Source organism: Cupriavidus sp. CP313, from assembly GCF_054072015.1.
In genome coordinates this window covers 12,877-39,299 of record NZ_JBSVZB010000019.1, presented here as the reverse complement: position 1 = coordinate 39,299, position 26,423 = coordinate 12,877, and the positions used below count along the sequence as shown (strand labels likewise).

Annotated in this window: 24 protein-coding genes; 9 read left to right on the top strand and 15 right to left on the bottom strand. The window is 69.1% G+C overall.

The window, feature by feature from the left end; genetic code table 11:
* Position 1 precedes the first annotated feature (1 nt).
* On the bottom strand, positions 2–352 hold the full coding sequence (locus ACW4E8_RS23995; protein WP_456806796.1) for a GFA family protein: 351 nt from the start codon (positions 350–352) through the stop codon (positions 2–4).
* A 32-nt stretch (positions 353–384) separates the two neighbouring features.
* Positions 385–804 (bottom strand): GNAT family acetyltransferase, encoded by a 420-nt coding sequence (locus ACW4E8_RS23990; protein WP_456806795.1) that lies wholly within the window; start codon positions 802–804, stop codon positions 385–387.
* A gap of 138 nt (positions 805–942) precedes the next feature.
* Between ACW4E8_RS23990 and ACW4E8_RS23985 the strand changes: the two genes are divergently transcribed.
* The gene (locus ACW4E8_RS23985) at positions 943–1,554 is read left to right on the top strand and encodes an HD domain-containing protein (protein ID WP_456806794.1); all 612 of its coding nucleotides are present in this window, start codon (positions 943–945) and stop codon (positions 1,552–1,554) included.
* 56 nt (positions 1,555–1,610) lie between these two features.
* Here ACW4E8_RS23985 and ACW4E8_RS23980 read toward each other — a convergent pair whose 3' ends face one another.
* Positions 1,611–5,204, bottom strand: a complete 3,594-nt coding sequence (locus ACW4E8_RS23980; protein ID WP_456806793.1) for an indolepyruvate ferredoxin oxidoreductase family protein — start codon at positions 5,202–5,204, stop codon at positions 1,611–1,613.
* Between the two features lie 348 nt (positions 5,205–5,552).
* Here ACW4E8_RS23980 and ACW4E8_RS23975 point away from each other — a divergent pair, with 348 nt between their 5' ends.
* Positions 5,553–6,872 (top strand): NYN domain-containing protein, encoded by a 1,320-nt coding sequence (locus tag ACW4E8_RS23975; protein ID WP_456806792.1) that lies wholly within the window; start codon positions 5,553–5,555, stop codon positions 6,870–6,872.
* 66 nt (positions 6,873–6,938) lie between these two features.
* On the opposite strand, the gene gspF is transcribed toward ACW4E8_RS23975, so the two are convergent.
* The 11 genes from gspF to gspG form a co-directional block, all read right to left on the bottom strand.
* Complete coding sequence (gspF, locus tag ACW4E8_RS23970; protein ID WP_456806791.1) at positions 6,939–8,156, bottom strand: type II secretion system inner membrane protein GspF; 1,218 nt, start codon at positions 8,154–8,156, stop codon at positions 6,939–6,941.
* Positions 8,157–8,171: 15 nt separating this feature from the next.
* Positions 8,172–9,725 (bottom strand): type II secretion system ATPase GspE, encoded by a 1,554-nt coding sequence (gene gspE, locus ACW4E8_RS23965; RefSeq protein ID WP_456806790.1) that lies wholly within the window; start codon positions 9,723–9,725, stop codon positions 8,172–8,174.
* A gap of 8 nt (positions 9,726–9,733) precedes the next feature.
* Complete coding sequence (gene gspD, locus ACW4E8_RS23960; RefSeq protein WP_456806908.1) at positions 9,734–12,163, bottom strand: type II secretion system secretin GspD; 2,430 nt, start codon at positions 12,161–12,163, stop codon at positions 9,734–9,736.
* A gap of 34 nt (positions 12,164–12,197) precedes the next feature.
* Positions 12,198–13,007 (bottom strand): type II secretion system protein N, encoded by an 810-nt coding sequence (gspN, locus tag ACW4E8_RS23955; RefSeq protein ID WP_456806789.1) that lies wholly within the window; start codon positions 13,005–13,007, stop codon positions 12,198–12,200.
* On the bottom strand, positions 13,007–13,615 hold the full coding sequence (locus tag ACW4E8_RS23950; protein ID WP_456806788.1) for a type II secretion system protein M: 609 nt from the start codon (positions 13,613–13,615) through the stop codon (positions 13,007–13,009). Before ACW4E8_RS23950 ends, gspN begins: the two co-directional genes overlap by 1 nt.
* Positions 13,616–13,633: 18 nt before the next feature.
* Positions 13,634–15,061, bottom strand: coding sequence for a type II secretion system protein GspL (gspL, locus tag ACW4E8_RS23945; RefSeq protein WP_456806787.1), 1,428 nt, complete (start codon positions 15,059–15,061; stop codon positions 13,634–13,636).
* 270 nt (positions 15,062–15,331) lie between these two features.
* Entirely contained in the window at positions 15,332–16,372 is a 1,041-nt protein-coding gene (gene gspK, locus ACW4E8_RS23940) for a type II secretion system minor pseudopilin GspK (protein WP_456806786.1), read from the bottom strand.
* Positions 16,369–17,073 carry a PulJ/GspJ family protein gene (locus tag ACW4E8_RS23935; protein ID WP_456806785.1) on the bottom strand — a complete coding sequence of 235 codons (705 nt, stop codon included), beginning with the start codon at positions 17,071–17,073 and terminating at the stop codon, positions 16,369–16,371. Before ACW4E8_RS23935 ends, gspK begins: the two co-directional genes overlap by 4 nt.
* Positions 17,051–17,473, bottom strand: coding sequence for a type II secretion system minor pseudopilin GspI (gene gspI / locus ACW4E8_RS23930; RefSeq protein ID WP_456806784.1), 423 nt, complete (start codon positions 17,471–17,473; stop codon positions 17,051–17,053). The genes ACW4E8_RS23935 and gspI overlap by 23 nt, the downstream gene beginning before the upstream one ends.
* Positions 17,470–17,970, bottom strand: a complete 501-nt coding sequence (locus ACW4E8_RS23925) for a GspH/FimT family pseudopilin (protein WP_456806783.1) — start codon at positions 17,968–17,970, stop codon at positions 17,470–17,472. The genes gspI and ACW4E8_RS23925 overlap by 4 nt, the downstream gene beginning before the upstream one ends.
* 29 nt (positions 17,971–17,999) lie before the next feature.
* Complete coding sequence (gene gspG, locus ACW4E8_RS23920; RefSeq protein WP_035823430.1) at positions 18,000–18,467, bottom strand: type II secretion system major pseudopilin GspG; 468 nt, start codon at positions 18,465–18,467, stop codon at positions 18,000–18,002.
* Between the two features lie 219 nt (positions 18,468–18,686).
* Here gspG and ACW4E8_RS23915 point away from each other — a divergent pair, with 219 nt between their 5' ends.
* The 5 genes from ACW4E8_RS23915 to ACW4E8_RS23895 all read left to right on the top strand — a co-directional run bounded on the left by ACW4E8_RS23915 (position 18,687) and on the right by ACW4E8_RS23895 (position 22,926).
* Positions 18,687–19,139 carry an RrF2 family transcriptional regulator gene (locus ACW4E8_RS23915; protein WP_018310196.1) on the top strand — a complete coding sequence of 151 codons (453 nt, stop codon included), beginning with the start codon at positions 18,687–18,689 and terminating at the stop codon, positions 19,137–19,139.
* A 93-nt stretch (positions 19,140–19,232) separates the two neighbouring features.
* Positions 19,233–20,453, top strand: coding sequence for a globin domain-containing protein (locus ACW4E8_RS23910; protein WP_456806782.1), 1,221 nt, complete (start codon positions 19,233–19,235; stop codon positions 20,451–20,453).
* A gap of 114 nt (positions 20,454–20,567) precedes the next feature.
* Positions 20,568–21,263, top strand: coding sequence for a type II secretion system protein N (locus ACW4E8_RS23905; protein WP_456806781.1), 696 nt, complete (start codon positions 20,568–20,570; stop codon positions 21,261–21,263).
* 152 nt (positions 21,264–21,415) lie between these two features.
* Positions 21,416–22,027, top strand: a complete 612-nt coding sequence (locus ACW4E8_RS23900; protein WP_456806780.1) for an EF-hand domain-containing protein — start codon at positions 21,416–21,418, stop codon at positions 22,025–22,027.
* Positions 22,028–22,431: 404 nt separating this feature from the next.
* Complete coding sequence (locus ACW4E8_RS23895; protein WP_010813460.1) at positions 22,432–22,926, top strand: Lrp/AsnC family transcriptional regulator; 495 nt, start codon at positions 22,432–22,434, stop codon at positions 22,924–22,926.
* 88 nt (positions 22,927–23,014) lie between these two features.
* Here the strand turns inward: ACW4E8_RS23895 and ACW4E8_RS23890 are convergent, their stop codons facing one another.
* The gene (locus ACW4E8_RS23890) at positions 23,015–23,713 is read right to left on the bottom strand and encodes a GNAT family N-acetyltransferase (RefSeq protein WP_010813461.1); all 699 of its coding nucleotides are present in this window, start codon (positions 23,711–23,713) and stop codon (positions 23,015–23,017) included.
* A gap of 330 nt (positions 23,714–24,043) precedes the next feature.
* On the opposite strand from ACW4E8_RS23890, the gene kefF reads away from it, so the two are divergent.
* Positions 24,044–24,598, top strand: a complete 555-nt coding sequence (kefF, locus tag ACW4E8_RS23885; protein ID WP_456806779.1) for a glutathione-regulated potassium-efflux system oxidoreductase KefF — start codon at positions 24,044–24,046, stop codon at positions 24,596–24,598.
* Positions 24,595–26,409, top strand: coding sequence for a glutathione-regulated potassium-efflux system protein KefC (kefC, locus tag ACW4E8_RS23880; RefSeq protein ID WP_456806778.1), 1,815 nt, complete (start codon positions 24,595–24,597; stop codon positions 26,407–26,409). The genes kefF and kefC overlap by 4 nt, the downstream gene beginning before the upstream one ends.
* Positions 26,410–26,423 lie beyond the last annotated feature (14 nt).

Here is a 26,423-nt window from a genome sequence, read left to right as displayed (position 1 = left end):
CTCAGTGGTGTAGTCCGTCGTAGTCGATGACCTTCAGGCTGTCCAGGTCGACATTGTCCAGGCAGCGCACATTGACCGCGGCCATCGGCTTGCCGTCCTTGTCCTGCCCGTCCGCATACGGGCCGCAGCCGCACACCGGGCAGAAGCGGTGCGCGATCTTCATGGTGTTGAAGCGGTAGGTGGAGGCATTGCTCTCCGGCGTTTCCAGCTTGAACGTCGCGCGCGGCACGAACCACAGCAGGTGGCCGCGCCGGCGGCAGATCGAGCAGTTGCAGCGGATCACGCTGGGGATGCTGTCGGCCTCCACTTCGAAGGCAACGGCGCCGCAGTGGCAGCTTCCGTGGAAAGTCATGTCGTCTCCTTGATGTCGGTCTGGCGTGCCCACTAACTATCGGGAATCAGTCGTTTGCCCAGGCTGACCACCTCGTCGGGCGCATAGCCCAGCTTGTCGTAGAAATCGATCACGGCGCGGTTGCCTGCGCGTACCAGCAAGTTGATCTTGGGACAGCCCCGCTCGATCAGCAGCTGCTCGGCATGCGCCATCAGCATGCGCCCGTACCCCTTGCCCTGCAGGCCGGGCTGTACTGCCAGATAGTAGACCCAGCCGCGATGCCCGTCGAACCCCACCATGGCAGTGGCGACGGGATGGCCGTCGATGTCACCGACCAAGAACAGTTCAGGCTGCTCGGTCAGCTTGCGCGCGATATCGCGCTGCGGGTCGTTCCACGGACGGGTCAGGCCGCAGGCCTGCCACAAGGCAATGACGCAGGATTGGTCTTCCGGGCGGAAAGGACGGATCAGCATGTTCGGTGGTGCGCCGCAATATGCCGGCACATTGTTAGCTTTTTGACAGTGTAGCGCCGCTGCGGGTGCCACAATGCCTGCAAAACATGACGAGACGATGCGCGGCCATCGCGCACGCTGCCACAAAAGGAGACCCGCATGAGCGACATCCACGCGCCTGCACGCGCCACCTTCAGCCATATGGAACACGGCACCCGCGAAGACTGGGCCGCCATCTCCGCCGAGTTCATGCCGTTCGCGCGGGCGCTGCCGGATCGCGTGCTGGCGCACCTGCGCCTGCTGGATGGCGATTGCGGCGGCTTCCCCGTGGACCGGCTCACGCATTCGCTGCAGACCGCGACGCTGGCGCACCGCGACGGCCAGGACGAGGAATACGTGGTCTGCGCGCTGCTGCACGATATCGGCGATACGCTCGGCAGCTTCAATCACCCCGATATCGCCGCCGCCATCCTCAAGCCATTCGTCAGCCCCGAGAACCTGTGGATGGTGGAAAAGCACGGCGTGTTCCAGGGCTACTACTTCTTCCATCACCTCGGCCTGGACCGCAACCTGCGCGAGCAGTACCGCAGCCAGCCCGACTTGTTCGAGCGCACCGCGGAGTTCTGCCGCAAGTACGACGGTGCCGCCTTCATGACGGACTACGACACCTTGCCGCTGTCGTTCTTCGAGCCGATGGTGCGGCGCGTGCTGGCGCAGCCGCGCAACTCGATGTATGTGAAGCCGGGCGAGGCGACGCTGGCCCAGCCCTGAAGGCAAAACGGCCTCGCTTCATGCAAAGCGAGGCCGTTGTGTGTTGCCGTGGCAGGTCAGGCCGCGCGCTGCGCCGTCTCCGGATGGCGGAACTGCTCCAGCAGCTTGGCCCAGCGCCCGCGTACCGCCTTCAGGTTGTTTTCCTTCACATGCCCGAAGCCGCGGATATCGTCCGGCAGGTTGGCCAGCGTCACCGCGGTGTCGTAGTTGGCGGCATTGAGGCCCGCCACCAGTTCATCCAGCAAGGCACGGTACTCGCCGATCAGCGCGCGCTCGGTGCGGCGCTCCTCGGTCTTGCCGAAGATGTCGAAGGCACCGCCGCGCAGGCCCTTCAGCTTGGCCAGCACGCGGAACAGCTTCATCGTCGATGGACCGAACTTGCGCTTGACCAGGTGGCCCTTGTCGTCGCGCTTGGCGTTGATCGGCGGCGCCAGCCAGAAGTTGAGCTGGTAGTCGCGGCCCGGCTCGCCTTCAAACTGGGCGCGCAGCTTGTCCAGGAAGGCAGGGTCGGTGTAGAGCCGCGCCACTTCGTACTCGTCCTTGTACGCCATCAGCTTGGCCAGGTTGCGCGCCGCGGCCTCGGTCAGCGGCAGGGCCTTGCCGCTGCCAGCCAGCGTGCTCTCGGCCACGCGCACGCGGTCGGTGGCTTCGCGGTAGGTGCGCGCGTACGCGGCATCCTGGTAGGCGGTCAGGTGTTCCATGCGGCGGGCGACCAGCTTCTCGAGCATGGCGCCGGTTGAGGTCGGCAGCTTGACCACTTCGGCGCCTTCGGCGGTGGTCTTCAGCTTGCCGGTCAGCGACAGCACGTGCTCGGGGTCGTGCGCCATATGGCGGCCCCAGTCGAACGCGGCCTTGTTCTTCTCGACGGCGACGCCGTTGAGCTCGATAGCGCGCTCCAGCGCTTGCAGCGTCAGCGGGATCCAGCCCTTCTGCCAGGCGTAGCCCAGCACCAGCGGGTTGGTGTAGATCGCATCGCCCAGCAACGCCACGGCGAGACCCGAGGCGTTGATGAAGTCGCACTTCTCGCCCACGGCGGTGCGCACGTCCTGCTCGGCCGACAGGCCCGGGAACTGCCACTTCGGGTTCTTGATGAAGTCGGCGGTCGGCGTCTGCGCGGTGTTGACCACGGCGCGGGTGCGGCCGGCCTGGGTCTTGGAGATGACCTCGTCGGTGGCCGACACGATCGCATCGCAACCGATCACCAGATCCGCCTCACCCATGGCGATGCGGGTGGCGTGCAGGTCGTCCGGGCGCGCGGCAAGCTGCACGTGCGACAGCACCGCGCCGCCTTTCTGCGCCAGGCCCGCCATGTCGAGCACGGTGACGCCCTTGTTTTCCAGGTGCGCGGCCATGCCCAGCAGGCCGCCGATGGTGACCACGCCGGTGCCGCCCACGCCGGTCACGAGGATGCCGTAGGCGCGGCGGATCGCCGGCAGTTCGGGCTCAGGCAGCGCGGGCAGGTTGCCCATCGACACGCCGTGCTGCTCGGGCTTGCGTACCTGCGCGCCTTCGGCCGTGACAAAGCTCGGGCAGAAGCCGTTCACGCACGAGAAGTCCTTGTTGCACGACGACTGGTTGATCTGGCGCTTGGTGCCGAAATCCGTTTCCAGTGGTTCCACCGACAGGCAGTTCGACTTGACCGAGCAATCGCCGCAGCCTTCGCACACCGCATCGTTGATAAAGGCGCGGCGTTGCGGGTCCTCCATCGTGCCGCGCTTGCGGCGCCGGCGCTTTTCGGTGGCGCAGGTCTGGTCGTAGAGCAGGATGGAGCAGCCCGGCACTTCGCGCAGTTCGCGCTGCACGCTGTCGAGCTGGTCGCGGTGATAGATGGTGATGCCCTCGGGCAGCTTGATCGCGCCGTTGAACTTCTCCGGCTGGTCGCTCACGATGACGATCTTCTTCGCGCCTTCGCTGTGCACCTGCCAGGCGATGTCCCGCACCGAGAGCTGGCCGTCCACCGGCTGGCCGCCGGTCATTGCCACCGCATCGTTGTACAGGATCTTGTAGGTGATGTTGACGTTGGCCGCGATCGACGCGCGGATCGCCAGCAGCCCGGAGTGGAAGTAGGTGCCGTCGCCCAGGTTGGCGAACACGTGCTTGTCGCCCGCGAACGGTGCCTGGCCGATCCACGCCACGCCTTCGCCGCCCATCTGGCTGAAGGTGCTGGTATTGCGGTCCATCCACACCGTCATGTAGTGGCAGCCGATGCCGGCCAGCGCGCGCGAGCCCTCGGGCACATTGGTCGAGGTGTTGTGCGGGCAGCCCGAGCAGAACCAGGGCTTGCGCTCCGCCGTCACGCGCGGCGTGGCCAGCGCCTTTTCCTTGGCCTCGATGATGGCCAGGCGCGCGGTGATGCGCGCGCGCACGTCCATCGGCATGTCGAACTTGTCTAGGCGCGTGGCGATGGCCTTGGCGATGATCGCCGGCGACAGCTCATAGTGCGCTGGCAGCAGCCAGTTGCTTTGCGGGATCGACCATTCGCCGCCCGCGTTGTCCTTCTCGTCGAACTTGCCGTAGACCTTGGGGCGCACGTCGTCGCGCCAGTTGTACAGCTCTTCCTTGAGCGCGTACTCCATGATCTGGCGCTTCTCTTCGACCACCAGGATTTCCTGCAGGCCTTCGGCAAAGGCGCGGGCGCCGTGCGCCTCCAGCGGCCACACGCAGCCGACCTTGTACAGGCGGATGCCGATCTGCGAGCAGGTGGCATCGTCCAGGCCCAGGTCGGCCAGCGCCTGGCGCGTGTCGAGGTAGGCCTTGCCGCCGGTCATGATGCCGAAGCGCGCGTGCGGCGAATCGATCTCGATGCGGTCGATCTTGTTGGCGCGCACATAGGCCAGGCCCGCGTACCACTTGTAGTCGAGCAGGCGCGCTTCCTGTTCCAGCGGCGGATCCGGCCAGCGGATGTTCAGGCCGCCCGGCGGCATGATGAAGTCGTCCGGCAGCACGATCTGCACGCGGTGCGGATCCAGTTCCACCGAGGCCGACGATTCCACCACGTCGGTCACGCATTTCATCGCCACCCATAGCCCGGAGTAGCGGCTCATGGCCCAGCCGTGCAGGCCGTAGTCCAGGTATTCCTGTACGTTGGACGGATACAGCACCGGCAGGCCGCAGGCCTTGAAGATGTGCTCGGACTGGTGCGCCAGCGTCGAGGACTTGGCCGAATGGTCGTCACCGGCCAGCACCAGCACGCCGCCGTGCTTCGACGATCCTGCCGAGTTGGCGTGCTTGAACACGTCACCGGTGCGGTCCACGCCCGGCCCCTTGCCGTACCACATGCCGAACACGCCATCGAACTTGGCATCCGGATACATGTTCACCTGCTGCGACCCCCACACCGAGGTCGCGGCCAGGTCCTCGTTGAGGCCGGCCTGGAACACGATGTTGTGCGAGGCGAGGTGCTTCTTGGCCTTCCACAGCGACAGGTCCAGCGCGCCCAGCGGCGAGCCCCGGTAGCCGGAGATAAAGCCGGCGGTGTTCAGGCCGGCAGCGCGGTCGCGTTCCTGCTGCAGCATCGGCAGGCGCACCAGCGCCTGCGTGCCGCTGATATAGATGCGGCCACGCTCCAGCGTGTATTTGTCTTCGAGGGTAACGTTTTCGAGCGCGCGGCGGATGGCGTCGCTGACCGGAGGGGTCAGGGGGGCATTCATAGGTGCTCCTCTATGGGCGTGCTGTCGGGATCACCGACACCTACAGTTGTGGGCGACCGCCTCGTGACCTCTTGTGAAGGTGTCGGGCGGTCGTGTCTCTGCGCGGCATGGTAGCACCGCCACATAATTGGCGGTACCTTGCAATGCAGCACAAAGCGTGCCCGTGGCGCCGGTGATTTCCCGTATGGACAGGGGTTCGCGTGTACACTGCGTTGCATCGAGATGGCCCGTGCCGCTGCCCGGCTGTCTGCGATGCGCCACACCTGCACAGCCAGCCTGGTGCAACCTGATTTCCGATTGCCCGTCCTGAGGTACGCATGAGACGGGCAAACCAGTGACTACCTGAACATGACCAATTCCCCCCGCCAGGGCACCGCGACCCTGGCCGTGCTGATCGACGCCGACAACGCGGCGCCCGCCATCGTCGAAGGCCTGCTGGCCGAGGTCGCCAAGTACGGCGTGGCCGCCGTCAAGCGCATCTACGGCGACTGGACCCGGCCCAACCTGGCCGGCTGGAAGGAGCGGCTGCTGTCGCACTCGATCCAGCCGATCCAGCAGTTCCGCTACACCGTGGGCAAGAACGCCACCGACAGCGCCATGATCATCGACGCCATGGACCTGCTGTATACCGAGCGCTTCGACGGCTTCTGCATTGTCTCCAGCGACAGCGACTTCACCCGGCTGGCCTCGCGCATCCGCGAGCAGGGGCTGACCGTGTACGGCTTCGGCGAGCGCAAAACGCCCAAGCCCTTTGTCACCGCCTGCGACAAGTTCATCTACTCCGACGTGCTGCGCGCCGACGCGGATACGGAAGGGGCTGAAGGCGTCGACGGGGCTGCCGCGCCCACGCGCAAGCGCAGCACCGGCGAGCTGCGCCAGGACTCGCGCCTGGTGCGCCTGCTGCAGAACGCGGCGCAGGCCGTGTCGGATGAAGACGGCTGGCTGACGCTGGGCAGCATGGGCAACCATATCGCCAAGCAGGCGCCGGAATTCGACTCGCGCAACTACGGCTACGGCAAGCTCTCCGAGCTGGTGGCCGCCACCGGCCTGTTCGAGGTCGAGACCCGCAACGGTGGCAACAACAAGACCATCTGGATCCGGCTCAAGAAGCGTTCCAAGGGTGGCGGCGAGAGCGACGGGCGGGGCCAGCCGCAGCCGCAACAGTCACAACCGCAACAGTCGCAACCTCAGCAGCGCCCGGCCCAGCAGGCCCAGGCACAGCCTGAACCGCGCCGCCAGCCGCAACCGGCGCCCGTGCCCTCGGATCCGCCCGCGCCGGTCATGTCCCAGCCGGAGGCGGCACCGGAGCCGGTGCAAATCCGCGAACCCGAGCCCGATCTGCCGTTCGTCGCTGCCGATGTGGTCGAGCCGGTTCCTGCCGCCGAGCCGGTGGTCGAGGCAGCGCCGCAGCCCGAGGCCGCGCCCAAGGGCCGCACCGCGCACAAGCGCGCCGCGCGCCGCCCGGACGTGACGCTCAGCGAGACGCCGTGGCCGATCGATCAGTCGGTGTTTGCTGCGCCGGGCATGACGGTGCTGACGGCGCAGGTAGAGCCCCAGCCCGAGTTGAAGCCCGAACCCCAGCCGGAGCCGGCCGCCGCAGCCGCAGCCGCCCCGGCACCGGCCAGGAAGCCGCGCAAGCGCCCGAGCAAGAAAGAGAAAGCAGAGTGATATGGCAGGCCGGCGTGATGCCGGCCGCAAGCTGAAAAAGCGCCGGCCTTGCGCCGGCGTCTTGCTTTAGCGCACCAGCTGGTTGATTTCGATGATCGGCATCAGCACTGCCAGCACGATCAGCAGCACCACCACCCCCATGGTCAGGATCAGCAGCGGTTCCAGCAGGCTGGTCAGGAACAGCGTGCGGCGTTCCAGTTCCTGCGCCTCGCCCTGGGCGGCGCGGTCCAGCATCACCGGCAGGTTGCCGGTGGCTTCGCCGGAGCGGATCAGGTGCACCAGCACCGGCGGGAACTGGTTCTGCGCCGCCAGCGCGCGCGCCAGCGAGGCGCCTTCGCGCACGCGGGTGTTGGCGTCTTCCACGTTGGCGCGCAGCGCCTCGTTGGTCAGCGTCTCGCCCGCGGCCTGCAGGCTGCGCAGGATCGGCACCCCGGCCGACACCAGGATGGCCAGCGTGCCGGCAAAGCGCGCGGTGTTGTAGCCGCGGATCAGCTTGCCCAGCAGCGGCGCGGTCAGCAGCCAGCGGTGCCATTCCAGCCGCACCGCGGGCTGGCGCAGCAGGCGGCGGATGCTGAACGCCGCCACCGCGATCACCGCCAGCGCCGCCCACCACCAGTTGCGCACGAAGTCCGACAGCGCCAGCATGACGATGGTCAGCGTCGGCAGCTTCTGCTTGGTGTTGGCAAACACGCTCACCACCTGCGGCACCACGTACGACAGCAGGAAGATCACGATGGCAAACGCCACCACCGTGACGATGGCCGGGTAGGTGAAGGCCAGCCGGATCTTTGAGCTCAGCGTGTTGCGCGATTCGATATAGCCGGCCAGCCGCTCCAGCACCAGCCCCAGGTGGCCGGAGTGCTCGCCGGCCGAGACCAGCGCGCGGTAGATGTCGGGGAAGTCGCGCGGGTGCTGCGCCAGCGCCACCGACAGCGAGCTGCCGCCCATCACCTCGGCGCGGATGCCGGCCAGCAGCTCGTGCACATAGGCGCGCTCGGCCTGGTCGGCCAGTGCCCCCAGGGCCTCGTCCAGCGGCAGCCCGGCCACGATCAGGCTGGCCAGCTGGCGCGTGAACAGCGCCTGCTCCTGCGTCGACAGCTTGCGCGCAAACAGCTGGCTGCCGCTGCGCGGCGCCAGGCCGGCACCGGCCAGCGGGTCGACGGTCAGCGGTGTCAGCCCCCGCGCGCGCAGCTGCGAACGCGCCTGGCGCGGGCTGTCGGCCTCGATCACGCCGCGGTCGGTCTTGCCGGCGGCGTCGGCGGCTTCATAGCGGAAGGCTGGCATCCGGGCGGCTCCGCTTTAGTCGCGCGTCACGCGCAGCACTTCCTCAAGCGAGGTCGCGCCGCTGTCGACCCAGCGCTGCGCGTCGCCGCGCATGGTGTGCATGCCGTGCGCCAGCGCCACCTGCTTGATCTCGGACTCAGGCGCCTGCCGGTGGATCATGGTGCGGATCTCGTCACCGACGGTGAGCAGCTCATACACGCCCATGCGCCCCTGGTACCCGGACTGGCCGCACTTGTCGCAGCCCACCGGGTGCCACACGGTCTGCAGCGGCTTGCCCTGCGCGTGCAGCACCTCGGCCTCGGCGGCAGTGACCTCGATCACCTCCTCGCGCTTGCAGTGCTGGCACAGGCGGCGTACCAGCCGCTGCGCCAGCACCCCCAGCAGCGACGACGACAGCAGGAACGGCTCGATCCCCATGTCGACCAGCCGCGTCACCGCCGAGGCCGAGTCGTTGGTGTGCAGCGTGGCCAGCACCAGGTGGCCGGTCAGCGAGGCCTGCACCGCGATCTGCGCGGTTTCCAGGTCGCGGATTTCGCCGATCATGACCACGTCCGGGTCCTGGCGCAGGATCGCGCGCAGGGCCTTGCCGAAGGTCATGTCGATGCGCGCGTTGACCTGGGTCTGGCCGATGCCGTCCAGGTCGTACTCGATCGGGTCTTCCACCGTCATGATGTTGGTGGTGCGCGCATCAAGCCGTGACAGCGCCGCATACAGCGTGGTGGTCTTGCCCGAGCCGGTCGGCCCGGTCACCAGCACGATGCCGTGCGGCTGGCGGATCAGGTGGTCGAAGCCGCGCAGCGTGCCCGGCGCCATGCCCAGCTTGGCCAGGTCGAGCCGGCCCGCTTCCTTGTCCAGCAGGCGCAGCACCGCGCGCTCGCCGTGGCCGGTGGGCAGGGTCGAGACCCGCACGTCGACCGGGCGCCCGCCCACGCGCAGCGTGATGCGGCCGTCCTGCGGCAGGCGTTTCTCGGCGATGTCGAGCTGCGCCATGATCTTGATGCGCGAGATCAGCGCGCCGTGCAGCGCCTTTTTCGGCCGCACCACGTCGCGCAGCGTGCCATCCACGCGGAAGCGCACCACCGACGACGACTCGAACGGCTCGATATGGATATCCGAGGCGCCTTCGCGCGCGGCCTGCGTCAGCAGCGCATTGATCATGCGGATGATCGGCGCGTCGTCCTCGGATTCAAGCAGGTCCTCCACCGCCGGGATGTCCTGCATCAGGCGCGACAGGTCGACCTCGCCCTCCACTTCTCCCACCACCTGCGCGGCGCTGCCGGCGTCCTGGCGGTTGTAGGCATCGGCCATGGCGCGTTCCAGCGCTTCGGGCTCCAGCACGCGCAGGCGCAGCGCGCCGTGCACGCGCGCGACCTCGGCCAGCGCGGTCGGAGACGTGGCGCGGGTCACCCAGACTTCCAGTCCGTCAGGGCGCTGGTGCGCGATCAGCAGCGGCGCCTCGCGCGCAAAGCCGTACGAGACCAGCCGCGCGGCGATCGGCGAGGGCAGCTCCAGGGTCTCGGCCGGCGCGTTGGCGCCGGCGGGCAGGGCAGTTTGGACTTCGCTAGCCATGTCGGGGCTTAGTTCTGGAGCGCAGACTCGCCGCGCAGGCTCAGCGGCTGGGGTGCGTTCGCCGGTTGTTGCGGCAGCTGCTGCGGTGCCGGCTGCATGGGCTGTGGCTGGCCCGGCACGCCGGGCTGCGGGGCATTCTGCGGAAGGCTCTGCTGCAGGGGCAGCGGGGCGGCAACCGGACCGTTTGCACGCGGATCGATGAACGGCGTGGACGGTGCGTCGGCCGGCGGCAGCAACGGCGTGTTGGTATCACGCACCATGATGTTAGGCGAAACAAAGCCTTGCTGCTGCGCGCGCATATAGTCGTAGCGGTCCTGCGTCAGGCGGTCAGCGGCGGCGGCCGTGCGCATCACATAGGGGCGCAGGAACACCAGCAGGTTGGTCTTGGAGCGGTTCTTGTTCTCGTAGCGGAACAGGCCGCCGATCCATGGGATGTCGCCCAGCAGCGGCACCTTCTGCACGCGGTCGCCGTATGAGTCCTCGATCAGGCCGCCCAGCACGATGATCTGGCCGTCGTCGACCAGCACATTGGTCTCGATCGAGCGCACGTTGGTGGTCGGGCCCTGGAGCAGGTTGGCGGTTGACTGCACCACTGACGACGATTCCTGGAAGATCTGCATCTTCACCAGCCCGCCGTCGGTAATCTGCGGCTTCACGCGCAGCGTGATGCCCACGTCCTTGCGGTCGATGGTCTGGAACGGCGTGACCGAGGCCGCGCCGCCGGTCTGGGCATAGGAGCCGGTGGTGATCGGGATGTTCTGGCCGATCAGGATCTTGGCTTCCTCGTTCTCAAGCGTGATCAGGTTCGGCGTGGACAGCAGGTTGACGCTGCCGTTGGAGCCCAGCGCGCGCAACAGCGCGCCCAGCCCCAAGGCCCTGTTGACGAGGCCCAGGTTCAGGCCGCCGATGTCCTGCACGAACCCCTGCGCCACGCCGATGGCGGCGGCGCGGTTGCTGTCGGCCAGCGCCCCGGCCAGGGTCAGGTTCAGGATGTTCTGTCCGCCGGTGCCGAAGTTGGTGCCGGCAAAGACGTTGTTGTTGCCGCTCGACGAGCTGATCAGGCCCTGCCACTGGATGCCCAGCTCGCTCGCCTGGGTGGCGGTCACCTCGACGATCATCGACTCGATGTAGACCTGCGCGCGGCGCGCGTCGAGGTCGTCGATCACGCCGCGCAGGTTGCGGTAGACCGGTTCGCTGGCGGTGATGATGAGCGAGTTGGTGGACTGGTCGGCCTGGATGATGCCGCCGGTGGTCGGCTGGGTACTGGTGCCGAACGATGCGGCGAAGGCCGAGCTGCCATAGGCCCCGCCCGAGCCGCCGGTGCCGCCCCGCATGCTGGCCTGGGTGCCGGTGGCGCCGCCGGTGAACTGCCCGCCGGCCGGCGTCGAGACATTGGTCATGCCCGCCGCGCCGCCGATGCCGCCGGCCTGCCCGCCGGGCTGGGTGGCGCTGCCAAAGCTGCCGTCGGCGGCGACGATGGCGCGCAGCGTGGCCGCCAGCTTGACCGCATCGGCGTTCTTCAGCGGCACCACCCAGATATTGCCGGGGCGCGCATAGGGCTGGTCGAGCTTCTCGATCAGCTGGCGCGCCTGCTGCAGCCGCGCGCGGCTGGTGGCGCGGATCATCAGCGAATTGCTGCGCGGCTCCGCCACCACCGAGGTGCGCAGGCTGGCGTCGACGCCCGGTGCGGCGCCGCCGGTGGCGCCCGCGGCGCCGGGGTCGAGCAGCTTCTGCAGCACGGCCGCGGTATCGCTGGCCAGGGCGTGCTTGAGCGGCACCAGCTCGACCTCGCCCGAGGCCGGCGCATCGACCGCGGCGATGATGCGCGCCAGCCGGCGCAGGTTGTCGGCGTAGTCGGTGATGACCAGCGTGTTGTTGGCCGGGTAGGCGGTGATGGTGTTGTTGGGCGCGATCATCGGCCGCAGCACCGGCACCAGGTTGTTGGCCGACTCATAGTTCAGCCGGAACACCTGCGTCACCACCTGGTCGCCGCGGCTGGGGCTGGCGCCGATCACCGTGGGCGAGCCCTGCAGCTTGGCGTCGGCCTCGGGCACGACCTTGGTGAAGCCGTTGCTCTCGACCATGGCATAGCCCTGCATGCGCAGCACCGAGCCCAGCGTCTGCAGCGCCTGCGCGCGCGACACCGGCTGCTCGGTGACCAGGTTGACCGTGCCCTTCACGCGCGGGTCGATCACGAAGTTCTTGCCGGTGGCCTGGCCGACCGCCTTGATCACCGAATCAAGGTCGGCGTTGACGAAGTTCAGCACCACCTGGTCGCGGTTGGACGGCGTGATGTCGGGCGGCGCGGGCGGGGTACCGGTGCGCGCGCCGGGCTGGGCCCACAACGGCGCGGGCGCCAGCAGCGAGAGCCCGCACAGCAGGGCCACGGCGCGGGCGCAGGCGGTATGGAAAACAGGTCGGATGGCGTGGGTTTTCATAGTCATTTCCGGGCGCTCCTGGATTGGCCTGGCATCAGAAGCGCAGCCTTGTCACATGGTTGTCTTGTCGTCCCAGCAGGCTCAGCAGGCTGGTCAGTTGCGTTGCCGCTTCGGGCTCGGCGTGCGCGGTGCCCTCGAAGCGCGCCTGCCGCCCGAGCGTGCCGCTGCCCTCCAGGTGCAGCGGCCCGGCGATGGTGCTCAGCTGCAGCTTGCCGCCACCCTCGCCGGTCCAGTCGAGCTCGGCGCGGTAGCTGCCCAGCGGGCGCAGGCGGCTCACGGCCGACGACACCTGTTCGATGCGCAGCGTCATATGGCCGCTCATGCCCTGGCCCGAAAAGCGCCCCTGCAGCGTGGACCAGTCCACGCGCATCAGGCCGTCCGGGCGCAGCGTATTGAACGGCGCGCCGATGCCTTCAAGCAGCGCCGCGGGCAGCCGGATCGCGCCTGCCTGCGCGCTCCAGCCGCCGGGCGTCACGGTGATGGCGACCGGCGCGGCCATGGCCTCGGAGTGGCTCACCACCAGGCGCGCGCTGCCGCCCAGCAGCGGCCAGAATGCCAGCGTCCATTGCAGCCGGCCAGGCAGCACTGTCGCGGTCTGGCTGCCGGCGCCGGCCGACAGCGCCAGCGTGGCGCTACCATGCCAGAGCGAGCCGCTGGCATCGGCCAGCAGTACCCGTCCCTGTGTCTGCGTGGCCACGCGCGCGGCGATCCATGCCGCCGGCAGCATCGCCACCACGGTCACCGCGGCGCTCGCCAGGCCCAGCCCCAGCCAGCGCAGGCGCCGCCATGCGGCCGGCTGGCGCAGCTTGCGGCGCGGCAGGCGCAGCGTTTCCAGCCGTACCATCAGCTGCGGCCGCCCGGACCCTGCAGGGTCGCGCTGACGTTCACCAGCGCCGTGGCGCCGACATAGACGATGCGGGCGTCGATCACCTTCATGCGCTGCTGCTGGCGCACGTCCTGCAGCCAGCCGCTGACCGCGCCGAAGGGCACCTTGTCCAGCTGCACCTGCACGCTGTTGTCGGCGCCGGCGGCCAGCCGGGTCGCCTTCAGGCCGTGCTGGCCCAGGCTGTCCTGCAGCGCCTGCGTGAGCGCGTCGCCGCGCAGCGCCGGCGCCGGCGTGGCCTTCAGGCCGCGGGCTTCCTGTGCCAGGGATTCCATTTCGGCCAGGTCGGCGCGCAGCTTGGGCAGGTTGCGCGCCAGGCGCTCGCGGCCATCGGCGGCCGGCTCCCAGAGCACCAGGTAGCCGATCACCAGCGCCAGCACGGCGCCGCCGCCGGCCAGGATGGCCTGTTCGCGCGGGTTGCGCGCCGACCAGAAGGCGTTGAAGCGCTCCTGCCACGCCTGCGGCACGGACGGGCGCAGCCGCGCCAGGCGCGTGCGCAGCGCAGAGGTCGCGCCTGGCCGGCTGGCGCGTGGCGTCTGGCTTCGGGCTGTGTCTTTCATGGGGTTCATGCTTGCTGGTGGGCCCGCTTACAGGCCGGGCCTGACGGTCCAGCGCGAGCCGGGCGTCACCGGGGTGCCTGCGCTGCTGCTGGTACTGCCAGCGGCACCTCCGGCCTTGTCTTCTTCCATCTGCAGCCCGGCCTGGCGCGCGGCGCTGCGCAGGCCGGCCGTGTCCGTGCCCGGCTTGAGCGTCACCACCAGCATGCGGCCGCGGTACTCCAGCGCCTGCAGCGCGTCAGGCGGCAGCCTGCGCGCGGCCTGGGCAAAGCGGTCGGCCAGCGGCAGGAAGTCTTCCGGCGTGCTGCGGCCGCTGGCGGTGCGCAGCTGCTCGACCTGCCGCCGCATCTGCAGCGGTGCGTCGAGCACGGTCTGGATCTGCGGGAAGGCGCCGTGCAGCGCCTGCAACTGCGCGGCTTCCAGCCGCTGCTGCTCGCGCCGCAGCAGCAGCCAGTGCGTGTTCATGCCAATGACCTGCACCAGCACGATGCCCGCCAGCAATGCCAGCGGCACGCGCCATGCCACCAGGTTCCAGCGGTCGGCACGGCCCTGCGCGAATTCAAACTGTGCCAGGTCCAGCGCCGGCTCGCGCAGGCAGTCCTGCGCGCCTTCGATCCACAGGCGCCAGCTGGTGCGGGCGGCCTGGCGCAGGTCGGGCACCGGCGCCGCGGCGGCAGCGTCGGCATCGGCATACCAGGTGCCGGCGGGCGCAAGCGCCTGCCACGCGGCCAGGGCATCGTCGCCCAGCAGCAGCCCGTAGCCGGCGTGTGCGCCGGTGCGCACGGTCAGTTGCCACTGGCGCGCGGCATCGGCGGCGGTGCCGGGCAGTTCGTCGCTTAATTCGTCGCTCAACTCGCCGCTCCGGGCGAGGGCGCTGGCGGCGGCTTCGACCACCAGCGCGGCCGTCGGCGCCGGCGCGCCGGCGGCCGCCAGTGACGGCTCGGTGCTGGCTTGCGCGGCGGAGGCCAGCGGCACGCACAGCTGCGCGGCCAGCACATGGCGGCGCCGGTGGCGGTGTTCGGCAAAGGCGTCGAGCACGGCGCGCAGCCAGGCGCGGTCGGCCACCATCAGCAGCCGCTGGCGCGGTCCGCGCGCGGCGCTGCCGTCCAGGGCAGGACCCACGCCGATATGGCACGGCTGCGCATCGGTCGCGAGCGCGTCCTCGACCAGGTTGGGCAGCGCCTGTTTCAAACGGGCGGGCGGCAGCGGCGGCACGCTGGCGGTGGTCAGCAGTACGTCGCTGGCGGCGAGGATCAGCACCAGGCGCTCGGCCGCGGGCAGGTCAGCGATGCGGGCGTGGCCTTCGCGCAACACTTCCGGCGCCGCACGGGCCTGGCCACGCCGCGCCGTGTCGGCCGTGGCCGTGCGCACCAGCGCGAACGGCAGGGTGCCGAACTGCCACGGTTGCGGCTGGTCATGCGGCCGGTGTGGCAGGCGGACGTACAGGGTGGTGCTCAAGGTTTCCTTGCTTTGGCGTCAGTGGAACGGCTCGGGCAGGCGCATGGCCGGTTGGGATGCGCCCTGGATCGCCCCGGTGTTGGAATCATGCCGGGGTGCGGGGATGCCGGCGGGCGGCCAGGAAGGCCGGACGGCGGCGGGTGGGCTGGTGCCACGCTCGCGCCAGCGCCGCAGCATACCTTGCCTGTGTGACTAAACCGCGTCAATACCATTCTCCCCGGTTGCTTGCGCGTGCAAATTCGGCCTGTCGCCCGGCCTGGTGGGCGCCGCTCAGCGCAGGTCCGGCAGCCGGTCCGCATCCTGGATCCAGACCACGCGCGTGGTGTTGGCCGTGCCCAGCGGCTCGCCGCGGAAGACCAGCGACACCTGCAGGCGGGTGGCGCGCTCGTGCCGCACCAGTCCGTAGACCAAGAAGTAGTGCGTGCGCACGTCGAGCAGGTTGCCGAGGTTGGCGGCATCCGCCTGCGGCGCCACCGCGGCCAGCTGGGTCTGCAGGTTGCCCAGGTTGTTGAAGTAGGCGCGGTCGCGCTGGCGTACCAGTTCGCGCGCGCGCTCCAGCGGCAGCTTGTCGATGACCGCGGCCAGCACCTCGGCCTCGGCGGTGTTGGCGTTGACCAGCGTGCGCTCGGGCAGCACGGTGACAAAGGGCTCCAGCACCGCCACCATCTCCGGCGTGTAGCCGGGCAGCGCCATCAGCCCCTGCACGCTGTCCAGCGGGCGCGGCGCCGGCTGGCCGCTGGCATTGCCACCCTGCGCGGCCTGCAGCATGTAGCGCGCCGTGGTCTCGGCCAGCGCCGGGTTCAGGCCGACCGTCTGCAGCAGGCGGCGGTATGCGGCCTGCGCCGCCGGGTCGACCGAGGCCGCGCGGCCTCCCTGGGCGCCTTCGCCGCCAGTGGCGGTCCACACCACCAGGTTGGCCAGGTTCAGGCGCGCCTGCGCATCCAGGATGCGGCCCGACAGGAACGAGGTCTCGCCCGCAACGTCGGTGCGCAGTGCCGCGCCGAGGAAGTCCGACAGCCGCGTCTCGGCGATCGGCACCGCCCACGGCTCGCCCAGTTCGTCGACATTGGTGCGGCGCTGGTCGTCGCGCAGGATCAGCCGCGCCCAGTCCACGGCGGCGCGCTCGATCCAGGTGGCCTGGGCCAGCAGCCGCTGGTTCTCGATGGCGCGGATCTGCACCTGCTGGCGCCACAGCATGCCGGACACCACCACCACGGCCAGCGTCACCATCAGCAGCGCGGTGACCACGGCCGCACCGCGCGGGCGGCGGCGCAACGGCACCAGGCGAGGCAGGCGGCTGGCTTGCCTCATAGCCCGGTCATGCAGATCTTCTGGAACTGCCGCGGCGCATCGCCATCGCCCATGCGGGCGAAGATGGTCAGTTCCACCGCGCGCACCGCGGTGTTGGGCAGCGCGGCGCCGGGCGCGGAGGCGGCCACGGCGCTGGCGGCGTTGCCCGCGAACAGCACGTTGCGGATGCGCCCGCTGTCGGCCTGCCAGCCGGCGGGCTCCACCCATGCGCGCATGCTCATGCCGTCCACGTCGGCCAGCACGCGCCGCACCTGCGCGGTGTTGCTGCCGCCCTGGCGCAGCGCCAGCAGGGCGGACTGCAGGCCGGCGCGGCTGTCCACCGGCGGCGCGGCCACGCGCACCAGGGTATTGCCGTCGAGCTGGTACGACAGCGCCTGCCAGGTCGGCGGCTGGCCTTCGTCGCGCCGGTCGCGCACCAGCAGCAGCCGGTTCTGGCCGATCTCGACCGGGCTGGCCTGCAGCAGCGTGGGGTTGGCCAGGTGCTCGCAATCGGCCTGGAGCTGGCCGTAGAGCACCTTCAGCGCGTCCAGGCGCGCATCGTGGTCGGTGAGGCGCTCGCGGCTGCGCGTCAGGCTGTCCAGCGCGCGCCAGCCGATCACCGCCATCACCGCCAGCAGCGTGATGGCGACCAGCATTTCCAGCAGCGTGAAGCCGCCGGGCCGCCGCAGGCGGCGGCGCTCAGAGCACGTTGCGGGTTTCATTGGGGACAATGGTGACCAGCCACGCCAGGCGCACGGACTTATCCGTGGCGGACGGGTAGACCGCGATCTCGACGCGGCGGAAAACGGGATTGGGCGTGCCCGAGACGGATTGCTCGCAATACAGCGGCGTGCCGCCCTGCGGGCAGGCATAGCCGCTGACGCCGGGCTCGGGCCAGGTCTTGGCCAGGCGCAGCGCGGCCAGGTGGTTCTCGGCGCTCCACTCGGCCAGCATGCGCGCCTGCAGCGACGCGCTGGCATCGACCATCGAGCTCATCGCGCGCATCGCCGCGGTCAGCGCGACCGCCAGGATGGTCAGCGCCACCAGCACTTCGATCAGCGTGAAGCCGGCGTTGCGCCCGCGCCGGGCCGGCCGGGGCAAGGAGCGAGGGCAGGGTTTCATGGCGTGCTGGCGAAATAGCGGCCGCTGCCGTCGCCGGCAACGTCCACGCGGATATCGCCGCGCACCAGGATCAGCCGCTGCGGGGCATCGATCAGCTCGCGCCCGAAGATCAGCCGGGGCGGGCTGCTGGTCCCGGTGCTGCGGCCCCCTTCGGCCACGATGACCTGGTCCAGCGCCAGGCGCCAGTGGCCCGGGGCAAACACGTCGGTACGCATGGGGATCCAGCCGTTGGGGGTCGATTCCAGGAAGCGCCAGCCGCTGGCATCGCCCTCCCAGGCGATCGGGCGTGCGCCAAGCTGCGCCTCTTCCTGCGCCAGCTCGAACAGCCGCGCGATGCGCTGGCCGTCGTCGAGCACGCGGCCCCGTTCATTGGGCGAGGCGTTGACCGCCACCAGCGAGATCACGATGCCGGCGATCACCATGACCACCAGCAGCTCGAGCAGCGTAAAGCCGCGGCGCCGGGGGCCGGTCGCGCGGCGGCGCGGCGCCGTGGTCATGGTTGCAGGGGGTGGCGGCGGGGCTGTGCTTATTCCCAGTTGCCGATGTCGGCGTCGTTGCCGTTGCCGCCGGCCTGGCCGTCGGCGCCGAAGCTGAACACGTCGATCTCGCCGCGCACGCCCGGGTTCAGGTACTGGTACGGATGGCCCCAGGGATCCTTGGGCAGCTTTTCCAGGTAGCCGCCGCCCTTCCAGTTGTTGGGCACGGGCTCGGTGGTGGGCTTGGCCACCAGCGCGGCCAGGCCCTGCTCGGTGGTGGGGTAGCGGCTGTTGTCCAGGCGATACAGCTTGAGCGCCTGCATGATCGACGAGATGTCCTGGCGCGCGGCCACGATGCGGGCCTCGTCCGGACGGCTCATGATCTTGGGCACCACCAGCGCCGCCAGCACGCCAAGGATCACGATCACGACCATGATCTCGATCAGGGTGAAGCCGCGCGCACGGCGGGCACGCACGGAACGGGCGGGGCTGGCAATCTGGGGAGTGAATCTGCGCATCGTCAGTGGACCTCTTGGCTTGAATGGCTGGGCCCGCACCGGTGGGGCGGCGGCGGGCCGGGTTCGCCAGTCAGTATAACCGGCGCCACATGACTGTTTTATGGGCGGCCCGTTCGGCACCTCAGCAAAGTCTGATCCGGGTCACAGTTCGTGAGGACCGGCATCCGGGCAGGGAAATAACTTGCATCCTGAATGCATCTTTTTTAAGATGGCGGCACGATGCAGCTGACCCGCTTTTCCGACTATGCGTTGCGCCTGCTGATGTACGTCGCCCGTGGCGACGGCAGCCGGCCGATCACCATTGCTGAGGTGGGGCAGCAGTTCGACATCTCGCACAACCACCTCGTCAAGGTGGCGGCGCGGCTGTCGAAGCTGGGCTGGATCAGCGCCACGCGCGGCCGCCACGGCGGCCTGCAGCTGGGCCCCGGCGCCGAGCGGCTGACCATCGGCACCATCCTGCGCGAGCTGGAAGGGCACAAGGCGGTGATCGACTGCGACAACCCGCCCTGTGCGCTGAACGGCAACTGCCGCCTGAAGCGCGCGCTGGACGTGGCCGAGCAGGCTTTCTACCGTGCCCTGGACGACGTCACGCTGGCCGATGTCACCGGCAGCCAGACGGCCGAGTCGATCATCCGCCTGCATCGCGATTTCCTGAACCGGCGTTCGGCCTGAGCGGATCCTGTCCGCGCGGGCCGGCGAGAGCCGGTTTTATTTTGAGCAAAAACATGCATTTTATTTGCATGATTTAAAACGGAGTGTTTCCTGATGCTGTCCGCCGCTTCCCGCCCCTATATCGATGCAAGCGTCCCCGTGCTGCGCGAGCACGGCCTGGCCATCACCACGCATTTTTACCGCGAGATGTTCGCGGACCGGCCCGAGCTGACGCAACTGTTCAACATGGGCAACCAGGCCAACGGCAGCCAGCAGCAGTCGCTGGCCTCGGCCGTGTTCGCCTATGCGGCCAATATCGATAACGCGGCGGCGCTGGGGCCGGTGCTCGAGCGCATTGTCCACAAGCATGCGGCCGTGGGCCTGACGCCGGCGCACTACCCGATCGTCGGCCGCCACCTGCTGGGCGCCATCTCCGCAGTGCTGGGCGAGGCCGCCACGCCGCCGCTGCTGGCCGCCTGGGACGAGGCCTACTGGCTGCTGGCCGGCGAGCTGATCGCCGCCGAGGCGCGCCTGTACCAGCGCACCGGCGTGGCCGCCGGCGAACTGACGCCGGTGCGCGTGGTGCGCCGCGAGGCGCAGGGCGACCAGGTGGTGGCGCTCACCCTGGCTGCCGCCGACGGCCAGCCGCTGCGCGCGTTCCGCCCGGGCCAGTACATCAGCGTCGAGGCGCGCCTCGACGATGGCCAGCGCCAGCTGCGCCAGTATTCGCTGTCGGCCGAAAGCGGGCTGCCGACCTGGCGCATCTCGGTCAAGCGCGAGGCGGGCGACCGCACCACCCCGGCCGGCGCGGTGTCCAACTGGCTGCACGCCAATGCCCAGGAGGGCACTGAACTCAAGGTGAGCGCGCCGTTCGGCGAGTTCACGCCGGCGCTCGACGGCCGCCGTCCGCTGGTGCTGCTGTCGGCCGGCATCGGCATCACGCCGATGCTGTCGGTGCTGCGTACGCTGGCCGCGCAGGGATCGCAGCGCCAGGTGCTGTTTGCCCATGCCGCGCGCGATGGCCGCCACCACGCCCATCGCGTCGACCTGCAATGGGCGCGCGAACGCCTGCCGCAGCTCGCCACGCACATCAGCTATGAAACCCCGGAAGCGGGCGACGTCGCCGGTCGCGACTACGACCACGCCGGCACCATGCCGGTGGCCGAACTGCTGCGCCAGCCCGACCTGCAGCGCTTTATCGACGGCAGCTGCTACCTGTGCGGACCGCTCGGCTTCATGCAGGCGCAGCGCCATGCGCTGGTCAGCGCGGGCGTGCCGGTGGCGCATATCGAGCGCGAGGTGTTCGGGCCGGACCTGCTGGACGACCTGCTCTAAGGGTTGGCGGCGCGGCACCGGCGCGGCAGACAGTGTCATGGGGCTCTGGTACGCTTGGCGCGTCTGCGCTCACGCGCCATTGCCCGCCTTGTGGGTATCCAGGGTCCCGATCCCATGCAACTGTCCCTCCGGCCTTCGCTCCGCTTCGATGCCTCCGCGCCCTGGCTGCCGCGCCTGGCCAGCCTGGTGCTGTTTATCGCGCTGTGTGCGCTCGCCACCTACTGGGTGCTGAGCTTCAGCGCGATGCGTACCATCCCGGTGCCGCAGAGCGCGCGCGTGGCCCAGACCGAGGCGGTCGAGACCGGCGCGGTCGCGACGCTGTTCGGTGGCTCGGCGCAGGGCGGTCCGCGCGACGTGCAGCTGATCGGCGTAGTGGCCGAGGTGGATGGCGGCGCGGGCGCGGCAATCGTGTCGATCGATGGCGGCCCGCCCAAGGCGGTGCGCGCCGGCGCCGAGCTGTCGCCGCAGATCCGGCTGGTGGAGATCCGCCAGCGTGCGGTGGTGATCGAGCGCAGCGGCGTGCGCCAGGAAATCGTGCTGCCGCTGCAGGCCGGTGCCGCGCGCGGCGCACCGGCAGCGGCCGGTGCCTTGTCCACGCCGCCCGCCGGCGCCGCGGCACCGATGGCAACGCCGATGCCGGCCCCGGCGCCGGTCGTGAGCCAGCCCCCGGCCCAGCAGCCGCAAGGCCAGGCGCCTGTGCAGCAGGCCCAGCCCGCCCAACCGCAGCCGCAACCGGTCGATCCGCGCCAGTACCAGCCGGCGATGGCACCGCAGGCGGCCGGCGAAGGCCAGCTGGCGCCGAAGGACTGATTCCGGGCGCCAAATATTCGCGCTTGCTTGCGTTCCCTTACGGCGCGCGGCCCTTTCTGTGAGCCGGGTAACATCGTATTAAAAGCGCCAACTTCCCCGCATCGTCTGCGTTCTAATCCGTACATGCCAAACGTGATGAAAAGGAGCAAGACATGCAACGCAATCACAAGCCGCAGATCCTGAAGCAATTCCTGGCCGCATCGGCCGCCCTCCTGGTCGCCGGTGGCGCATTTGCCCAGGCCAGCGCCCCCGCCGCACCCGCTGCGCCAGCCGGCAAGCCCGGCATGGGCCACCATCACCATATGGGCCACGGTGGCGGCATGTGGATGAAGGCAATCGATACCGACGGCGATGGCGCGATCTCCAAGGCGGAAGCCGACGCCTGGTTCAACAAGCTCGACACCAACCGCGACGGCAAGATCGACAAGGCCGAGATGGACGCGCACCGCAAGGCCGCCATGGCCGAGCACCATGCGCGCATGCAGGCAGCCTTCGACGAGAAGTTCAAGGCTGCCGACAAGAACGGCGACGGCGCGCTGACCAAGGCTGAGGCCAACGCCGGCCTGCCGCGCCTGGCCAAGCGCTTCGACCAGCTCGACGCCAACCGCGACGGCAAGCTGACCCGCGACGAAATCCGCGCTGGCATGGAGAAGATGCACCGCGACCATTCGCACCGCGGCGACCGCGGGCCGCGTGGCCAGGCGGCTCCGGGCAGCCAGCCGGCGCCCGCGGCACCGGGCGCCCCGTCCACCAGCGGCGGCTGACCGGCCCTGGCAGGGCCGCGCCAGCGGACACTGCCAGCGACGCCACCAAGCGCGCGAGCCTTAGGGTTCGCGCGCTTTTTCTTTGCCTGTTCGCCTTGTGCGTGCACCAGGAAGAACCTGACCTCGCCCGCAAACGCCCGTAGAATGCCGCTTCCCTGTTTGCCGGGCTTGGCACCATCCTTGCCTGCTTCCGGCCGGCGGGGCGCGGCCGCGACTTGCGGTGGCGCCACCGCACAGGTTTGCCCAGCCCGACCGGCTGCCGCGCGAGTGACCGATAAGGCTGTCAGCTCATCAGAAGCGGCCCTATATCGGACGTAATTACACAAAAAATTGCGTACTTGTGCACGGCTTGCTAAATTTGCGCAAAAAAATTGCCAATAAACATATTGCGGAGCAACAATATCGTGAGCAAGGTGGAGTTGGACAAGATCGACCGGAAGATCCTGGAAGTGCTGCAGACCAACGGCCGGTTGACCAACCTGGAAGTGGCCGAGCGCGTCAACCTGTCGCCCAGCCCCTGCCTGCGCCGCATCCGGCGGCTGGAGGAGATCGGCGTGATCCGGCAGTACGCAGCGCTGCTGGAGCCCAACAAGATCGGACTTGGCCTGCTGGCCTATATCAATGTCCGGCTGGAAAAGCATGGTGGCGCGCCCAAGGGCAAGGCACCGCTGGACCTGTTCCGCGCCTCGATCGCGGTCTGGCCGGAGGTGGCCGCGTGCCACGCCATGACCGGCGAGATGGACCTGCTGCTCAAGGTCTACGTGGAAGACATGGAGCACTTCGCGCGCTTCATGCAGGAACAGCTGCTGGCGCACCCGTCGGTGATCGACGTGCGTTCCAGCTTTGCGCTGGAAAGCATCAAGGACACCACGGCGCTGCCGGTGGGCGGCGCGGCCTGATGCGGCAAGCCTGAGGCCGCAAATAAAAACGGCGCATCGATGCGATGCGCCGTTGGCGTGGAACCCGCAATAAGCGGACCCGCGGAGCTCAGGCAGTGTGCTTCTGCGGCACCATGGTGCGCCAGAAGCGCAGCCCGAAGCGGCGCGCGTCGCGCAGGTTGCGGCGCACCGCGTAGTCCAGGTCGGCGAGCTGCTCGTCCAGCGCTTCGGTCAGGCGGCTGGCGGTGTCGGCCGGCGGCAGTTCCAGGTAGGCATCGGCCTCGCCGTAGGCGTACTGGACCTTCATGCCGGCCTTCTTGGCAATGTGCATCATCGCGGCGTTGCGCGACAGGCAATGCATATACAGCGTGCGCACATTGGTGTTGCGGCCGTGGATGGCGGCACGCTCGAACAGCGCGCTGCCGATGCCGCGACCGCGGGCGCTGCCCGACACCGACACGCCGAACTCTGCCACGCGGCCCTGGGCGTTGTCGCGCAGGTTGGCGAAGTGGCCCACGCCGATCAGTTCGAGCTTGTCGTCGTACACGCCGAACACGCTGTCATGGTCGAAGTCGATGCTGTCGACATAGGCTTCGATCACGTGGTCGCCCACGGACTGGCCAAAACGGAGCAGGCGATCCTCCTCGCCCAGGGCGAGGAAATGCTTCAGCAGGCGCGAGCGGTGGTGGGCCGCCAGCTCGCGCACCAGTACGGTGGCGCGGTGGGTGGCCTGTGCGGCTTCGGCTGCCTTGCGCAGATCTTCGTCGGTCAGTGCGCCGACGGCCTTGCTCAGTTCGAGCGGATTCACGTTATTTCCTTCCAGGTGCAGTCACAGATAAACATAGCACTGCGTTGGTGTTTTTCCAGGCACTTTTCCCTGCATCGGTGCAGGACTCGGGGAAACACCATCTTGATGCGGCGCCAAAAGTATTGTAGTGGAATTGTCAGTTCGGCGTAAGCTTCCCGCGCCGCAGCAGGCCGACGTCTCGCCACAGCATCAATAAAAATCGAATAAAATCAACAGCTTGAAAAAATGTGATGAATTGTTGCCTGACACTGGATGTGGATTTGGTGCAACGCCGCAATTCCACGCTTTCCCGCAGGTTCGTCTGCTCCCTTGCCCAGCCGATCGCCTTTGATGACCGAGCCCCCAATCGTTGTGATCTACGCGCATCCCACGCCCAGCCGTTCGCGCGTCAACCGGCCGCTGGCCGATGCATTGGCCGCGCTGCCGCAGGTACAGGTACGCGATCTCTACCGCAGCTATGTCGACTATGACATCGACGTCGTCGCCGAGCAGCGCGTGCTGTCGGTCTCGGACACCATCGTGCTGCAGTTCCCGGTGCGCTGGTACAGCGTGCCGGCGCTGCTCAAGCTGTGGCTCGATGAGGTGCTGGAGCCAGGCTGGGCCTATGGCCCCGGCGGCACCGCGCTGCGTGGCAAGTCCTTGCTGGCGGTGGTGAGCACCGGCGGCACGGCCGATTCCTACGGGCCGGACGGCACCCATGGCCACCCGATCGGGGACTTCCTGCTGCCGCTGGAGCAGAGCGCCTTGCTGTGCGGCATGAACTGGCTGCCGCCGGTGGTGCTGCACGACGCCAACAATGCCGACGCCCAGGCGCTGGCCGAGCATATCGCCCATGTCTGCGGGCGGCTGGGCACCGGTGCCGCGCCGGCGGGGGGGCAGGCATGAATCAGCACGACTTCCTGATTGCGCTGCTGGTGTTCCTGGTGGCGGCGGTGGTGGCGGTGCCGCTGGCGCGGCGCGGCGGCCTGGGCGCGGTGCTGGGCTACCTGCTGGCGGGGGCGGCGATCGGGCCGTTTGCGTTGCGCCTGGTGACCAATGTCGAATCGATCCTGCATTTCTCCGAGTTCGGCGTGGTGCTGATGATGTTCGTCATCGGCCTGGAGCTGGAGCCGCGCAAGCTGTGGGCGCTGCGGCGGAGCATCTTTGGCTACGGCGGCGCGCAGCTGGCCGCCTGCGCGCTGGTGATCGGCGCGGTGGCGGCGCTGGCGGGCGCGCCGTGGCAGGTGGCGCTGGTGGCGGGCCTGGGACTGGCGTTGTCGTCCACCGCGATCGCGCTGGCGACACTGACCGAGCGCAACCTCTTCGGCACGCCGGCGGGGGCGGCCAGCTTCGGCATCCTGCTGTTCCAGGACATCGCCGCGATCCCGATGATCGCGCTGTTGCCGCTGCTGACCACGCAGGGCGCCGAAGGCGCGGGTCCGGGCGCGGCCGGCTGGCTGGCGGCAGGCAAGGCGGTGGCGGTGATCGGTGCGGTGGTGGTCGGCGGTCGCTACCTGGTGCGCCCGGCGCTGCGCTTTATCGCCCGCACTGACATGCGGGAGATGTTCACGGCGTTTGCGCTGCTGCTGGTGGTGGGCATTGCGTTGATGATGGACGCGGTGGGCTTGTCGATGGCGCTGGGCACCTTCGTGGCCGGCGTGCTGCTGGCCGATTCGGAATACCGCCACGCGCTCGAGGCCGACCTGGAGCCGTTCAAGGGCCTGCTGCTGGGCCTGTTCTTCATGGCCGTCGGCATGTCGATCGACTTTGCCGTGCTGGCGCGCTCGCCCTGGCTGGTGCTGGGTCTGGTGGCCGCGTTCGTGGTTGCCAAGACCGCGGTGCTGGCGCTGCTGGCGCGGTATTTCGCCATCGCCCGCGGCCAGCGGCTGCTGTTTGCGCTGCTGATCTCGCAGGGCGGTGAGTTCGCCTTCGTGGTGTTCGGCGTGTCGGGCACCGCCGGCCTGCTACCGCGCGAGACCGAGGCCCTGCTGGTGCTGGTGGTGGCGCTGTCGATGGTGGCCACGCCCTTGCTGCTGCTGGCCTATGACCGGCTGGTGGCGCCGCGCCTGGGCAGTGGCAAGGCCCGGCCCGACGAGGCCATCACGCCGCAGCACAATCCGGTGCTGATCGCCGGCTTCGGGCGCTTCGGCCAGATCGTCGGCCGCCTGCTGTACACCCAGGGCGTGGGCGTGACAGTGCTGGACCACGACCCCGACCAGATCGAGTTCCTGCGCCAGTACGGCTTCAAGGTCTTCTATGGCGACGCCACCCGGCTGGACCTGCTGGAGGCCGCGGGCATTGCCGACGCGCGCATCCTGGTGGTCGCCATCGACGGCATGGACGAAAGCCTGGAACTGATCGACCGCGTGCGCCAACGCTTTCCCGAACTGCAGATCTACGCCCGGGCGCGCCATGTGTCACATGTCTACCAGCTCAAGGACCGCGGCGTGCACCTGTTCGAGCGCGAGATGTTCGAGGGCTCGCTGATGCTGGGCCGCCGCGTGCTGGAGGGGCTGGGCTTCGATCCGGCCGAGGCCCGCAACGTGGCACTGCGTTTCCGGCGCCACAACATCCAGGCGATCGACCGCTTCTATCCGCACTACACCGACCAGAAGAAGCTGGTCTCGCTGGCGCGCCAGGCGCGCGACGAACTGGAAGAGATGTTCCGCCAGGACCGCGAGCAGCGGCGCCAGCGCGAAGAGGCCGAGTGGATGTGAGTGGCAGGGCGACG

Bases quoted from the DNA above. Each gene is read 5' to 3' on its own strand.
- ACW4E8_RS23925 (WP_456806783.1), bottom strand. From the start codon at position 17,970: ATGACCACGGCGCCGCGCCGCCGCGCGACCGGCCCCCGGCGCCGCGGC.
- ACW4E8_RS23975 (WP_456806792.1), top strand. From the start codon at position 5,553: ATGACCAATTCCCCCCGCCAGGGCACCGCGACCCTGGCCGTGCTGATC.
- gspN (WP_456806789.1), bottom strand. From the start codon at position 13,007: ATGGTACGGCTGGAAACGCTGCGCCTGCCGCGCCGCAAGCTGCGCCAG.
- ACW4E8_RS23990 (WP_456806795.1), bottom strand. From the start codon at position 804: ATGCTGATCCGTCCTTTCCGCCCGGAAGACCAATCCTGCGTCATTGCC.
- gspK (WP_456806786.1), bottom strand. From the start codon at position 16,372: ATGAGGCAAGCCAGCCGCCTGCCTCGCCTGGTGCCGTTGCGCCGCCGC.
- ACW4E8_RS23995 (WP_456806796.1), bottom strand. From the start codon at position 352: ATGACTTTCCACGGAAGCTGCCACTGCGGCGCCGTTGCCTTCGAAGTG.
- ACW4E8_RS23910 (WP_456806782.1), top strand. From the start codon at position 19,233: ATGCTGTCCGCCGCTTCCCGCCCCTATATCGATGCAAGCGTCCCCGTG.
- ACW4E8_RS23935 (WP_456806785.1), bottom strand. From the start codon at position 17,073: ATGAAACCCGCAACGTGCTCTGAGCGCCGCCGCCTGCGGCGGCCCGGC.
- gspG (WP_035823430.1), bottom strand. From the start codon at position 18,467: ATGCGCAGATTCACTCCCCAGATTGCCAGCCCCGCCCGTTCCGTGCGT.
- kefC (WP_456806778.1), top strand. From the start codon at position 24,595: ATGAATCAGCACGACTTCCTGATTGCGCTGCTGGTGTTCCTGGTGGCG.
- ACW4E8_RS23985 (WP_456806794.1), top strand. From the start codon at position 943: ATGAGCGACATCCACGCGCCTGCACGCGCCACCTTCAGCCATATGGAA.
- gspI (WP_456806784.1), bottom strand. From the start codon at position 17,473: ATGAAACCCTGCCCTCGCTCCTTGCCCCGGCCGGCCCGGCGCGGGCGC.
- gspD (WP_456806908.1), bottom strand. From the start codon at position 12,163: ATGAAAACCCACGCCATCCGACCTGTTTTCCATACCGCCTGCGCCCGC.
- ACW4E8_RS23900 (WP_456806780.1), top strand. From the start codon at position 21,416: ATGCAACGCAATCACAAGCCGCAGATCCTGAAGCAATTCCTGGCCGCA.
- gspE (WP_456806790.1), bottom strand. From the start codon at position 9,725: ATGGCTAGCGAAGTCCAAACTGCCCTGCCCGCCGGCGCCAACGCGCCG.
- kefF (WP_456806779.1), top strand. From the start codon at position 24,044: ATGACCGAGCCCCCAATCGTTGTGATCTACGCGCATCCCACGCCCAGC.
- ACW4E8_RS23905 (WP_456806781.1), top strand. From the start codon at position 20,568: ATGCAACTGTCCCTCCGGCCTTCGCTCCGCTTCGATGCCTCCGCGCCC.
- gspF (WP_456806791.1), bottom strand. From the start codon at position 8,156: ATGCCAGCCTTCCGCTATGAAGCCGCCGACGCCGCCGGCAAGACCGAC.
- ACW4E8_RS23915 (WP_018310196.1), top strand. From the start codon at position 18,687: ATGCAGCTGACCCGCTTTTCCGACTATGCGTTGCGCCTGCTGATGTAC.
- ACW4E8_RS23980 (WP_456806793.1), bottom strand. From the start codon at position 5,204: ATGAATGCCCCCCTGACCCCTCCGGTCAGCGACGCCATCCGCCGCGCG.
- ACW4E8_RS23950 (WP_456806788.1), bottom strand. From the start codon at position 13,615: ATGAACCCCATGAAAGACACAGCCCGAAGCCAGACGCCACGCGCCAGC.